The 13,267-nt window shown below is 58.9% G+C and carries 11 protein-coding genes, 1 tRNA gene and 1 pseudogene; 4 read left to right on the forward strand and 9 right to left on the reverse strand.

The genetic code is table 11. The features are described 5' to 3' along the window. Positions 1–637, forward strand: a 637-nt coding sequence (locus NH195_RS12955; protein WP_066701789.1) for an IS3 family transposase, incomplete at its 5' end; no start/stop codon positions are given. Positions 638–1,426: 789 nt separating this feature from the next. On the opposite strand, the gene NH195_RS21230 is transcribed toward NH195_RS12955, so the two are convergent. From NH195_RS21230 to NH195_RS21700, 3 genes are all read right to left on the reverse strand, one after another. Continuing rightward, complete coding sequence (locus NH195_RS21230) at positions 1,427–1,753, reverse strand: hypothetical protein (protein ID WP_066707586.1); 327 nt, start codon at positions 1,751–1,753, stop codon at positions 1,427–1,429. A 27-nt stretch (positions 1,754–1,780) separates the two neighbouring features. Next, entirely contained in the window at positions 1,781–2,347 is a 567-nt protein-coding gene (locus NH195_RS12970; protein ID WP_066707589.1) for a hypothetical protein, read from the reverse strand. Positions 2,348–2,477: 130 nt separating this feature from the next. Then, on the reverse strand, positions 2,478–2,897 hold the full coding sequence (locus NH195_RS21700; protein ID WP_238379764.1) for a metallophosphoesterase family protein: 420 nt from the start codon (positions 2,895–2,897) through the stop codon (positions 2,478–2,480). A gap of 885 nt (positions 2,898–3,782) precedes the next feature. Here NH195_RS21700 and NH195_RS21890 point away from each other — a divergent pair. Then, positions 3,783–3,896, forward strand: a pseudogene (locus NH195_RS21890) (hypothetical protein); the annotation flags it as partial. Between the two features lie 97 nt (positions 3,897–3,993). Continuing rightward, positions 3,994–4,905 carry an META domain-containing protein gene (locus tag NH195_RS12980; protein ID WP_066707592.1) on the forward strand — a complete coding sequence of 304 codons (912 nt, stop codon included), beginning with the start codon at positions 3,994–3,996 and terminating at the stop codon, positions 4,903–4,905. Between the two features lie 58 nt (positions 4,906–4,963). On the opposite strand, the gene ilvD is transcribed toward NH195_RS12980, so the two are convergent. Together ilvD and NH195_RS12990 are read right to left on the reverse strand one after the other, a co-directional pair. Then, on the reverse strand, positions 4,964–6,808 hold the full coding sequence (ilvD, locus tag NH195_RS12985; RefSeq protein WP_066707595.1) for a dihydroxy-acid dehydratase: 1,845 nt from the start codon (positions 6,806–6,808) through the stop codon (positions 4,964–4,966). 136 nt (positions 6,809–6,944) lie between these two features. Further along, positions 6,945–8,003 (reverse strand): LacI family DNA-binding transcriptional regulator, encoded by a 1,059-nt coding sequence (locus tag NH195_RS12990; protein WP_066707597.1) that lies wholly within the window; start codon positions 8,001–8,003, stop codon positions 6,945–6,947. Positions 8,004–8,304: 301 nt separating this feature from the next. Here NH195_RS12990 and NH195_RS12995 point away from each other — a divergent pair. Then, positions 8,305–8,381 (forward strand) — tRNA-Arg (locus tag NH195_RS12995). Between the two features lie 116 nt (positions 8,382–8,497). On the opposite strand, the gene NH195_RS13000 is transcribed toward NH195_RS12995, so the two are convergent. From NH195_RS13000 to NH195_RS13015, 4 genes are all read right to left on the reverse strand, one after another. After that, on the reverse strand, positions 8,498–8,953 hold the full coding sequence (locus NH195_RS13000; protein WP_066707600.1) for a hypothetical protein: 456 nt from the start codon (positions 8,951–8,953) through the stop codon (positions 8,498–8,500). 247 nt (positions 8,954–9,200) lie between these two features. Continuing rightward, positions 9,201–9,425, reverse strand: coding sequence for a hypothetical protein (locus NH195_RS13005; RefSeq protein ID WP_066707603.1), 225 nt, complete (start codon positions 9,423–9,425; stop codon positions 9,201–9,203). A gap of 185 nt (positions 9,426–9,610) precedes the next feature. Beyond that, entirely contained in the window at positions 9,611–10,966 is a 1,356-nt protein-coding gene (locus NH195_RS13010) for a polysaccharide biosynthesis/export family protein (protein WP_238379755.1), read from the reverse strand. A 147-nt stretch (positions 10,967–11,113) separates the two neighbouring features. Further along, complete coding sequence (locus tag NH195_RS13015) at positions 11,114–13,189, reverse strand: GumC family protein (RefSeq protein WP_066707605.1); 2,076 nt, start codon at positions 13,187–13,189, stop codon at positions 11,114–11,116. Positions 13,190–13,267 lie beyond the last annotated feature (78 nt).

The following is a 13,267-nucleotide window of genomic DNA, read 5'->3' on the forward strand; positions in this document are numbered from 1 at the left end:
GGGGTTTGGTCTGTGCTTTTTGCATCTGCGGAACGTCAAAGGTTTTGGCTGGAACCACAAACGCGTGTACCGCATCTACCGCGAGTTGGAGCTGAACATGCGGATCAAGCCTCGGAAGCGGCTGCAGCGCGAGAAACCGGAACCGCTGGTCGTGCCTGAGGCCCCGAATGAGGTGTGGTCGATGGACTTTATGGCCGATCAGCTGGCTGACGGTCGGGCATTCCGCACATTGAACGTGCTTGATGACTTCAACCGCGAGGGCCTGGCCATCGAAGTGGACTTCTCACTGCCCGCCGAGCGCGTTGTTCGGGCGCTGGACCAGATCATCGCCTGGCGAGGCAAACCTCTGGCCATTCGCGTAGATAACGGCCCGGAATATGTCAGTGGCAGGCTCCAAACATGGGCCGAGAAGGCGGGGATCGGGCTGCTTTACATCCAGCCGGGCAAGCCCCAGCAGAACGCTTATATCGAGCGCTACAATCGGACAGTTCGCACCGAATGGCTCGGGCGATACCACTTCGAAAGCATTGAAGACGTGCAGGATCACGCAACGAAATGGCTCTGGACTTACAACAACGAAAGACCAAACATGGGCATCGGCGGCATGACCCCGATACAGAAACTGACAGCAGCTTAGATTCTACTGATACGCCCCTCTAAAAATGGGGGGATTACCGAACAGCTTCTAATGGTCCACTGCGAACCTCTCCAGGGCAAGAAGCCGCATCAGCCGAGCATTCTCATCCTCAAAACGCGCAGCTTCTTCTCGAACAGAACACTAACAACTCAGCAGCCCGATTTCAGGGGGCTGGGTCAGGGGGGTAGATAGCCACAACAGGGGATGTTGCTTAGCCGCAATGAAAGTTTCGGTGGATGAGCTATCGAAGTCTTGACACTGGTGGGTGCTCGTAAGAAATTTCGGCCCTATCGGACCGGTGTCTCGACGCTAGCTCCACTGGAACGGATCGAGATGGACGAGTGGCGCATTGATCTTATGACGCTCCTTGATGAAGGAGGGGCATTTGACGGCGCCCCATCGGGGTTGAGGGATCGTTTTCGGGTAGGACGTCGCTGGCTCTATGTCGCCATTGATGTTGCCACACGCTGCATCCTCTCGATGCGGCTTTGCGAGAATCCAACACCCGAGGACGCGGTTCGCTCTCTGGAGCTCATCACCGTCGACAAGACGGCCATCTCTGACGCTGCCGGTTGTGAGTCGCCTTGGGATCAGTTTGGAGGTTTCGGCGCTTTGCTGTCGGACCAAGGGCCCTCCTTCGTTTCCGACCTGTTTCGCACCGCCGTGACCGATCTTGGCGCAACTGTCGAAACCCCTCCTGCCGGACTCGCCGAAATGCGGGCCACCGTGGAACGTGTTTTCAGAACCTTCGGCGTCCAACTGATGCCTTGGTTGTCAGGTCGGACGTTCTCAAATGTCGTAGAGCGTGGCGACTACCCTTCCGAAGCACTTGCCGTATTTACGGATGATGAGCTGACGGAAATCCTCGTGCGATACGTCGTAGACGGATAGGGTGGTGCAATTGCCCAAGGTAAGGGCGAGGATCATTTTGATCTGATCGGCCTTGTGGACTTCCTTCACGGCGCTGGCGCCCACATGGCTGCGCAGCTCGGTCAGGTCTTTGTCGGCGTCCACCTTTGCCAAGTCCCAAATCGCGTGGTTCGGCCAGCGGGCGCGGTTCGTGTCCATCGGGTCCGGTTCGCAATAGCGGATTTTCTCAAAGGCTTCCGCGATCACGTCGCCGAATTTGGCGTCGAAATCCTCTCATGTGGTGATGCCCCAGCGATCTTTCATGATCCGCTTGCCCGCCCGCACTTCCACGCGCCAGATTTGGCTCTCTGAACGGTCTTTCGGGTCCAGAGGGGGTAAGCCCTCGGAATTGAGATTGGCATTCCACAATTCCCACCAGATCGGCTTGCGCTTGTCGGTGACTTCGAGACGCTTGTCATAGATGGTGACCTGTCGCCCCGGCATTTTGCCAACGGTGACAGAGGTGAAGCGCCAGGATTTTCCATTACTGCGCGTGTGGTCTTCGGGCGTCAAATGATCCGCCCGGTTCGTGTGGCTGTGGATCACAAAGTTCTCCGGCGTCAGTTCAAACTCAGGGGCCAGAATATCGACGCAGAAGCCGGTGCGTCCGATGCTGACCTGTCGCGGGCCATAGCGCACGCCCACACCTTTTTGGCGAGCAATATGCTCCAGAAGAGATGTCTTGCCGCCGCCCGGTTCGGCTAAAACGACGACTACTTTGAAATCCGCAAAAAGAACCTCTTCCGAAATCGACTTATCCCCAACGAGCAGTGTGCGCGGAATATGAAAAAAGTGGTTCATTCCCATTTCCGGGTACAATTTGTTTTCCTGTTCGGTGGGTTCGTGATCAGCGAGTATGTCTGAAGATATACCTCTTCACCAACCTTCAACGAAAGAACAAAACGCGCCAGGGGTAGTCGTGGGGTGGGGCTCAGAACTCTAGTACGAAGGCCGGATCGAATTCGACCTCCTCGTCTGGATATCCCCGCTGGTTCGTGACAAAGCGGATCGGACCGTGGTCGGCTTCGAGCGTTCGACTTTCTCCCTCGTGGCTGTGCCCCCAGATCCATGCGTGGATATCGAGGCCCCGTATTTCGTCCCAGAGATCGCAGGCAAACCCGTTATTCATCGCGCGCTTCTCGTGGCCGCCGATGATGCGCCACGGGGCGATCAGCTCGCGCAGCGGCAGGTGGTGGGTCATGACCACGGTTGGGCCTTCATATGGCGTGCGCAGGGCGGCGAGGATCGCAGCCTTGTTCTGCGCATGACGTTCCAGCATATCGTCAATGGTAAAACAGGTATCGGGCGCGGTGCGAATGGCGCGGTAGTCCTGCATGTCGGCCGAGACCATGATCCCCGCGAGGTCGTCGAACTCTGGATAGAGCCGCAGGTCCGTCCAGAGCGTTGCACCAATGATGCGTACACCCGCGATCTCGGTGGTCGCGCCATGCAGACGCGGATATCGAGGCTTTCGGCGCGCAAAACGGCAAGCTGGTGCTCTTCGTCCGCCAACAGTTCCGACCAGACCGAGCCATAGGGTTCATGGTTGCCCCAGATCACGATGGCAGGGCAGTCGTATTTGCGCGGCGCCCGCGCCGGGATCTCCAGATGGCGGCCCCGCGTGTGCGTATCGCCCGCGATCAGAACTCCGTCCACCGGCGCGGACAGGTCGGGCAGTTCGAAGCCACCCCAGAATTCGTCATGCAGGTCGCTCCAGACCAGAAACCGCGCCATCGCACCCGTTCACGCCACATATTCCCTGGCGATACCGTAATCGGCCAGCGCGAAGAGCACCACATCGAGGTTCGTTACGCCCAGTTCCGTGGCCTTGCGCATAAGCACGGCCTGCCCGCATGAAATCTTGATTCGTCACACCATTATTGTGACTAATCAGGATTAGTTTCCTTTTTAGCATGGTTTGCTTCCTTTTTCGTCAAGATAGCCCCCCTCTGGGGGAACCCCGCCGAAAGAGCGGGGAAGACCGCGGGTCGCCAGATGCTGCCCTCTCCTGCCCGGCGGTGCGCTTTGCGCAAATCTGGCTGGGGAAACGCTATCCGAATCCAGAGCACCGGTTGTCGTCTGCAATGCGACAAGAGGTGCCGAAGCGGGCGTGCGCATTTCAATGGACGGACGCAGGCGTTATCTCGGCAACATCTTCATCGAGCGTCTGTGACGGTCATTGAAGCAGGAAGCAGTCTATCTCGAAGAGATCAGTGATGGTTTCTAGGTCCGTCACGTAATCAAGGATTGGACGATGTTCTACAATACCAAGCGACCTCATTCCGCTCTTGATCGGCGAACTCTGGACGACGCATATTGGGCTGGCTTGGCAAAGCAAAAAGCAGCATGAAACCTAAACCCGATCCACCTTAGAAACGCTGCGAAACTGTCCGAAAAACCGGGACCACGTCACTGTGATGGCGCCAAGTTGTAATGGAGATTGTGTCATGTTGTTCAGAGAATCTGTTTTCCTTATTGCCGTACTGTCGGCTTCTCCGGCTTTTTCCGGCGACCTTCCTTTCGGTTTTTCGACACAGGTCGCATGCGAAACGGTCGCCGGGCGTGTCGGGTTCGTCGAGGGAGCGGCGGTTCTCGATCTGGGAGGGGAGGTTTCCCACCTGCATCAGTCGGTTTCGGCGTCGGGAGCGAAATATGAAACCGAAGCGGGCGATCTGGTGTTCTGGATCAAGGGGGATGAGGCCTCTTTGGTCGCTGGCGGGACGGAGCAGGCGTGTCTTCTGAGCCTGGAGGCTTTGGGTTGGACGGCCGGTGGCAATGAGCCAGGCTGGCGGATCGGTGTGACGGAGGGGCGACTTGAGGCGCTTCTCGATTATGGCGAAACCGGTTTTGACAAGGACCTGCCTGAGGCCCGGCTTTTCGACGGCGCATTGTGGTACGATTGGCCGGATTTGGCCCTGTTTCTGCGTCCGACCCTTTGCCATGACGACATGACGGGCATGCCCTATCCCGAAAGCGTGACACTGAAACGTGGTGAACAGGTGCTGCGCGGGTGCGGCGGTGCACCTCTCGCGCTTTTGAGCGGATCGGGCTGGCGTATCGAGGATATTGCCGGACAGGGCGTGATTGACGCGAGCGATGTGACGTTGACTGTCTCTCCCGAAGGACAGGTGTCGGGGCAGGCCGGTTGCAATCGTTATACCGGCGGGGTGGAGTTGACCGGAGAGGGGCTGACATTCGGGCCGCTGGCATCGACCCGGATGATGTGTCCGGAGGCGCTGATGGTGCAGGAAGCCCGCTATTTCGAGCTGCTGTCCACCGTGGATCGGTTCGACATCGACGAGACCGGGGCGCTGGTGCTCTATGGCCTCGACGAGGCGGTGATCACCGCCCGCCGCTAAATGCAAACGCCGCCCCGGATGGAGCGGCGTTTCGTGTCTTTTGGGCTGGATCAGAGCCTTATTTTGCCTCGTCGGGCAGGATGCGCACCCCGCCTTTGTCCGCCGACGATGCGAACATCGCATAGGCCTTGAGCGCGGTCGAAACGGCACGCGGGCGCGGCGCAGCGGGTTTCCACGGCAGCGGGCCTTTGGCCTCGCGACGGGCCGCCAGAGTGGCGTCATCCACCTTGAGGTTGATCGAGCGGTTCGGGATGTCGATTTCGACGATATCGCCGGTTTCCACCAGACCGATCAGACCGCCCTCAGCCGCCTCGGGAGAGACGTGGCCGATCGACAGGCCAGAGGTGCCGCCGGAGAACCGCCCATCGGTCAGAAGCGCGCATTTCTTGCCCAGACCTTTGGATTTCAAATAAGATGTCGGGTAGAGCATTTCCTGCATCCCCGGACCACCCTGTGGGCCTTCATAGCGGATGATGACGACCTCACCGGCCTCGACTTTGCGCGTCAGAATGCCTTCAACGGCGTCGTCCTGAGACTCGAACACATGCGCCGGGCCGGAGAATTTCAGGATGCTGTCATCGACACCCGCCGTTTTCACGATACAGCCACGTTCCGCAATATTGCCGAACAGAACCGCGAGACCGCCGTCTTTCGAGAACGCATGTTCAACGGAACGGATCACGCCGTTTTCACGGTCGGTGTCGAGTTCCTTATAGCGGTTCTCGGTCGAAAACGCCTGTGTCGTGCGGACGCCACCGGGGGCCGCACGGAAGAAGGTTTCGACTTCGGGGTCATTGGCAACTGTCACGTCCCATTTGGAGATCGCCTGCGCCATCGTATCGGAATGCACCGTGCGCACATCGCCGTGCAGCAACCCGCCACGATAGAGCTCGCCCAGAATGCCAAAGATACCCCCGGCGCGGTGGACGTCTTCCATATGGACGTTGTGAATGTTCGGCGCGACCTTGCAGATGCCCGGCACTTTGCGCGACAGACGGTCGATGTCCTGCATGGTGAAATCCACCTCGCCCTCATGCGCAATGGCCAAAAGGTGCAGAACCGTGTTGGTCGACCCGCCCATCGCGATGTCGAGGGACATGGCGTTTTCAAAGGCTTCGAACGTCGCAATCTCGCGCGGCAGAAGCCCCTTTTCCTCATCGTCATAGTGACGCTTGGTGATCTCAACGATCTTGCGCCCGGCCTCAAGGAAGAGGTTCTTGCGATCCGCATGTGTTGCCAAGGTCGACCCGTTGCCCGGCAACGCCAGACCCAGCGCCTCGGCGAGACAGTTCATCGAGTTCGCGGTGAACATCCCGGAACAGGAGCCACAGGTCGGGCAAGCATTCTGTTCGAACGCATCCACCTGTTCGTCGGTGTATTGATCGTCGGCGGCGGCAACCATGGCGTCCACGAGGTCGACGGCGCGTTCCAGATCGCCGATCTGCACCTTGCCAGCTTCCATCGGGCCGCCGGAGACGAAGATCACCGGGATGTTGAGGCGCATCGCGGCCATCATCATGCCGGGGGTGATCTTGTCGCAGTTGGAGATACAGACCATGGCATCGGCGCAATGTGCGTTGACCATATACTCGACCGAATCCGCGATCACTTCGCGGGAGGGCAGGGAGTAGAGCATGCCGTCATGGCCCATGGCGATGCCGTCATCCACCGCGATGGTGTTGAACTCTTTTGCCACACCACCGGCTTTCTCGATCTCGCGCGCCACCATCTGCCCGAGGTCCTTGAGATGGACGTGACCGGGGACGAATTGCGTAAACGAGTTCACCACGGCGATGATCGGCTTGCCGAAATCGCTGTCGGTCATGCCGGTTGCGCGCCAAAGGCCGCGGGCGCCGGCCATGTTGCGACCATGGGTGGAGCGACGGGATCTGTAATGTGGCATCTTCTGTTCTTTCCGCTACGACTGATCGCCCGGCAAAACGGGCGTTGACGCTCCTTAAATCTTTCGGAGCGTCATTTCCAGTCACGATGGCCTGTGCGATCTTGAATAAAGTTGCTGAAAACCCTCCTGGAAGGGATCAGATCGGCTTTTTCTTGCGCTTAAGCGTGTCACCATAGGCAAGGGAGGGTTCGAGCGTGACCACCTCGCCGCCGGGCGCGTCAGGGGTTTCGACCCGTTTGGCAATGATTTCCGCAGCGGCGCGCCCGATCTCCAGACGGCAGGCGTCCATCGTGGCAAGTTTGCGCGGCAAGCCGTCGAGGAACTCAATGCCGTTGAACCCGGCCAACCCGATCTGCCCCGGCACGTCGATGCCGTTGTCTAGGCAATACATCAGCCCGCCCGCCCCGATCATGTCGTTGGAATAATAGAGAAAATCCAGAGGGTTCTCCTCGTTACGCTTGAGGATCGCCTCGGTCATCTCTCGCCCCTTCTTGAGCGCGGAGCCGCCCGAGTAGAATTCGCTGTCGGCGATCTCAAGTTTCGCTTTGGCCAGCACCTCGGTGAAACCTTCGAAGCGTTTCCGGGCACGGTGGTCGAGCGGCATCTTGGTGCCGAGGAAGCCGATGCGTTTGTATCCGGCATCAATGATGGCCTGCGCCATTTTGCGTCCGGCGCGACGATGTGAAATCCCCACGGCCGAGTCGATCGGTTCGCCGTCCGTGTCCATAATCTCGACAATCGGAATGCCCGCGGCGCCGAGCATCGCCTTGGCGGCTTCTGTATGCTCAAGCCCGGCAATGATCACGCCGGAGGGACGCCAGGACAGCATCTGATAGAGCACCGCCTCTTCGCGCTCCGGTTTGTAATTGGTGATGCCGACAACGGGTTGAAGCTCTGTTTCCTCAAGCACATCGTTGATCCCGGTCATCACCTCGGGGAAGACCATGTTCGACATGGAGGGAATGATCACCGCAACGAGGTTGACGCGTGAAGATGCCAGTGCGCCAGCGATCTTGTTCGGCACATAGCCAAGCTCTCGTGCGGCTTCGAGCACCTTGGCCCGGGTGCTTTCCGAAACATCGCCACGGTTACGCAGCACCCGGCTGACCGTCATTTCGGACACGCCGGAGGCCTCGGACACGTCGCGCAACGTCAATGGGCGCTTGGGGGGCGTATTTCCGGAACCCTGCGACATGACGTGACCCTCCTGAATGTTTTGAATTATTTCCTTAAGTTTACATCATAAAACGGCCTTGTCCACGCGTTGTGCACGCGGTATGTTATCGCTAAAAAATTTGATTGTGCGCATTCTGGCTGAACGAGGTGGCGAATGGCTCTCAGTCGTGCAAAATATTTGCATGTCACCCACGCTTCGTCGCGGAGGGAATATGCGGATCGCAAAAGGGGGAGCGGTGGGCCAACTTGCTCCCCCTTTTCACATTTCGCGCTTCGCCTCTTGTCTCCAAACCCCGCGCCCGGCTAAGTAAGTCCCGTGTGGTCCCGTGGCTCAACTGGATAGAGCAGCCCCCTCCTAAGGGGCAGGTTGCAGGTTCGAATCCTGCCGGGATCACCATCATTCTGCTGTCTCTTCCGGGCGCATGTCCCGTGCATGTGATCCAGTGTGACCAAGTAATGGTTTGGCAGATGAGCTGCGACCCGCCTGACTACTTCCTGTGTAGGTTGTGATGATCATGGGCATCTCGGAACACCTAAGCGTATCAGCTCTGCGCCGGAAAGTCGTGTGGCTGTGTAGATTTTGTAGCGGGCTTTCGTCATATACCAGTCCCTGACCGCTGCGGGGTAATAAGAGGCAATGATGCGGGACCATTGATCGAACTCGGTCTGACTGAGTTTCTCGCCGAACCTGTAGGGGCCGTGAAAGCCGAAGCTGGTCTGTGGCGAGACACAGACGTTATCGGCGCCGAGAAACATCGTGCAGCTCGACATGCAGGTGCCTCGGCGGATTTCGACACGTTGCCCGAGCCTGTTGATCTCCTCGATCTCGTCGTGACGGGCGCGGACGCTTCCCCCGGGATCGCCATTGATGACAATTGTCGCACCTGGCTGTTGCGATCTTGGCCGGGCGGCATTGGCCTCCGTGCCCCAGATGGAGAGGCAAAGGGAGATGGCGAGAAAGGGCGCCATACACGCGTATAAGTCTTGGGCGCGCGCTGCGAGCGCACGACCGGTTCGATTGGAAAACATGAAAATCACCCCACGTGACAAGCCTGGGGTGTTCTCACCCCGGAACACCGATCCCCATCGGTTCAGGTGAGATTAGAGCAGAGAAAACCTAAAGAAGTATTGAGCCTCTGGTTGCAGGGGCCGCAAAGAAAAAAGCACTCCGGCTGGAGTGCTTTTTTCTATCTTCTCTGAAAGCGTCTCGAGTGACTTAGTTCGTTGAGGTGGTGCTGGTGGTGCTGGTCGACGAGCTGCCGCCTCCGCTCGCCAGCGCCACCCCCAGAAGACCGATGGTTGGCGCAAGCAGGGGGAGGAAGTTCTGCACATCGCCTGCGGGCGGCAGAGTCACCTGCTCGTCGCCGGTCGCCTCCTGAGCGAAGGCTGCGGGCGCGGTGACAGCGAGGGCGGACATCAGCAAAATTGCATATTTGGACATGGTGTACTCACTATATTGATGGAAGTCCCCCGGAATGATCAGGGAAACAGTTCAACTTTAACGATAGCATACGCGACTCAGCGTCAGATTACATCGAAAAAACTTATGGTTCGTTTATTTCGGTGCCGTTTTGCCGAGTGTGCGTAAAAACTAGCACAGGCCTGGCCGATGATGTTTCGCGATGCTTAGTCGATTGCGGCAATCCCTGTTGTGATCAGGGAGGGGGTGATTTGGCTGATCGTGCGGTTCCATTTGGTGACCGGCTGTTCAGCGACAAAGACGATGTCATTCGGGCGCAACTCGAACCGCGCGGCCAGGGCCAGCTCTGCCGCGTTCTTGACGTTCAACTGCCATGCGGTGAGCGCATCGAATTCCATCGGATCGTCCGAGGTGCGCAGCACGTAGATGTGCCGCGGATCCGCAGTTTGAATCGCAAGCCCCTTGCCGCCCTCATAAAGCGCGTCGGCGAGGCTGGCTTGTCGGCCGAGGGGCAGGATAAAACGCCCCTGTTGTTTGACCTCGCCCGTCAGGTAGACATAGTCCCGATCCGTGGCATCCAGCGCGACCTGTGCCTGATAATTGCTCCGGGCTTCCTCTAGCTGATCGCGGCGTAGGGCGACCTCGGTTTGCAATTGCGACAGGGCAGCGGTGCGGGCATTCTGGCGGTATTCGGCGAGTTGAATCTGCTGGGCGAAATAGGCGGAGGCCTGGTCCAGCTGATAGGCGTCATCGACAAAGACACTGTCGCCGGCCAGCAGCGGGATCTTCTGGATGCGACTGTTGGCGTAAAGCGATTCGAGCGGCACCTGATAGATCGTGCCGTTGCGGTAAATCCGTACGGAGGTGTAATCGAGATTTGCGGCCGTGGTGCCCCCAACCTGAGCCAGTGCCTCATCGAGATACAGCGGTGTCAGCGTGACCGGGATCACGCCGGGCGTGGAGACCGCGCCGCCGATCGAGACCTTCTTGGAGTTGAACTGTGAAATCTCAAGGCTGAATGTCGGTTCGATTTGTGCGGCGACCAGGCTTTGGAACAGGGTCGCTTCCGCCTCCTCGAGCGTCAGCCCGGCAATGGCGACCCGGCCCACATCGGGAATGGCGATGCTGCCGTCATCCTGCACCGTATACCCTTGGCGGCTGTTCTGGGCGGCCAGGAGGCCGGAGAGTTCTGCGACGGATGTGCCTGCGGGGGTCGCCAGCAGCACCACATCGCCAATGCCGATCTTGTAAGGCTGGGGCGTCACGGACGGGGGCAGACGTGTCTCAAGCGCATCGGGGCGGTTCTGCGCCGTATAGGCCGGTTCCGGGACGGCCCCCGTTCCGCGCAGACCGCTACCCGTGCCTGCCGTCGCCTTGAAGGCGGCGGGAAGGTCATGGGGGGTGTAGGCGGAGCGGTTGGCGACCAACACGGATTGTGGCGTGACCTGCACCACCCGAACCTTGGCCTCATCTGTGGTGCCCGAAACCACGCGTTGACTGTGATATGCGGCACCACAGGAGGAGAGTGCCAGGGTCGTGATGAAAGCAACGGCGATACGCAACGGGTCAGTCCTTGTTCAAATGCACAGCTTAGAGCTGTCATAACGAAAAATAACGCGCGCAACCATTCGGTTTTCCTTTTGGCGATGGGGAAGCGCGTCAGGCGCCTCGAAACCGAGGCAGATCATGGGAGATGTCCTGAGATTCGGTCAGTTTGTGTAATACTTGGCGCCATAAGAGCCGTAGGCCCCATAGGAGTCCCCGTAGCCATAGTGTTTCATGCCTTTCGGGTCGATCTGGTTGAGCACCAGCCCGGTGACACTCACTCCGACAGTCTCGAACATCCGCAGCGCGTCCCGCACCTGGGTCTTCGTGGTCTTGTCCCAATGGACGGTGAAGAGCACCGTATCGGCATGTTGAGCGACAACCCGCGCATCGGGGACGACGAGGACCGGCGGCGTGTCGATAATGACCATGTCATAGGCTTTGCGCGCGGTTTCAAGGAAGTCTGCGAATCTCTCGGAGGACAGGATATCTGCGGCATTGACGTTCGAGGGTTCGCTGATGAGGATGTCGGCCTTCATCACCGGATCGTGCATGACGGCCTCCTCGAGGGAGATCTCCCCGGCGAGAACGGCCATGATCCCCTTGGCGTCCTTGACGTCGAGATACTGGCTGAACACACGGCGTCGGATATCGCCTTCGATCAGCAGGACCTTTTTCCCGAGCCCGACGAAATTCTGGGCCAGCGCGAAGGAAACCGTGGTTTTCCCTTCACCGGGCAGAGAGGAGCTCAGCATGATGATTTGCGGTGTCTTGTCCAGCCCGGACAACATCACGGAGGTTCGAAGGTTGCGGACCGCCTCGGCCGCCGCAGAGGCCGGTTTGTCCGCAAGATATTCCAACCCTTCGCGACGGTTGTTCGAGGGCAGAAGCGGGATTTGTCCCATCACGGACAGGCCGGTTTCCGCCTCAAGATCGGAGGCCTGCCGGTAGCCGTGTTGCCGCATTTCCCACAGCAAGGCCAAAGCCGCGCCGATCATGGCGCCAAGAATAATCGACATGGCCAGAATGAGCGATTTGCGTGGCTCTGAAGGTCCGTCGGGCAATACCGCGTTGGACAGAATACGGCTGTCCGCCTGTTGAATGCCTTCCTGTGCCGATGTCTCCTTGAGGCGGCTCAGGAAATATTCGTACAGCAACCGGCTGGCCTCGGCTTCGCGGGTCAACTGCTGAAGCTGGATCAGCTCGTCGCTTTGCCTGGCGATATCCGCCTCACGCATCGCGATGCTGGTTTCGAGGGATTGCACCTGTGCCTCTGTGCGCTGCACCTGCGTGGAGGCTTGCATCACAAGCTGGTTGAACCGGGCGTCGAACGCGGCGCCCTCACCCGTTTCGTGATACAGTGTCGCCAGACGAGGATCGCCCGCAACTTCGGCTTTCTGTCCGGCGGAGGCCGTTTTCGCCGCGTTCAACGCGTCCAGCCGTGCGGTTTCGCTTTGCAGGGAGGTGCGCATGGTCTGAAGCCGCTCGCGCAACTCCTTGAGCTGACGTTCGAGCGCCTGGACGGTTTCGATGCTGACGACTTCCGAATTGGCCGAGAATTCCGAGACACGCGCTTCGGCCTGTTCCAGCTCCAGTTTGAGGTCCGCGACCCGTGTCGTGAGCCATTCTGAGGCATCGCGGGTCGCTTCGAATTTCACATCCATCTGATAGAGAATGTATTGTTCCGCGATCGTATCGGCGAGCAGGGCGGATTTCTCCGCAGCTTCGGTTTCGACCGTGACTTGCAGGACATAGGTATTGGGCACGTTGCGCACGGACATGCGTTCCAGCATGGCGTTGATTGCCAGAGTGGTCTGCTGGTCTTGCGTCGGCCTGTCGCGCTCCGAGCCGGTCAGAACATTCCTGAGCCTGGTTTTCAGGCCGGGTGGCACAAGGGTGGCGTTGAACTCGGGGTCTTCCGTCAGCTTCGCGGCAGTGACGACGCGCTCGAGCAGGCGGCGGCTTTTGAGCACCTCGACTTCGGTGTTGATGGCTTCGGAATCGGTTCCGAGGCTTGGCAAGACCGCGCCGAGATCCAGCAACTGTTCACCAGAGGAATCGAGCAGGATCACGGAGGTGGCCCGATATTTCGGGGTCGCAATTGCAAATGCGTAAACGGCACCAATCAGGGCGCAAGCCACGATGCTTGCGAGAATCCACAGTTTCTTGCGCCAGAGCACGCTGAGCAAGGCGCCAAGGTCGATCACGTCGTCGTCGGAGATGTTCGGGGAGGAGGGCAACGCTAACTTGTTCCTTTTACATGATACTTTTTGAGATCAATCCGAAAACCGAGAGGACGGCAACTGTGTTTCGGCCAT

The organism is Celeribacter ethanolicus (assembly GCF_001550095.1).
GTDB lineage: Bacteria > Pseudomonadota > Alphaproteobacteria > Rhodobacterales > Rhodobacteraceae > Celeribacter > Celeribacter ethanolicus.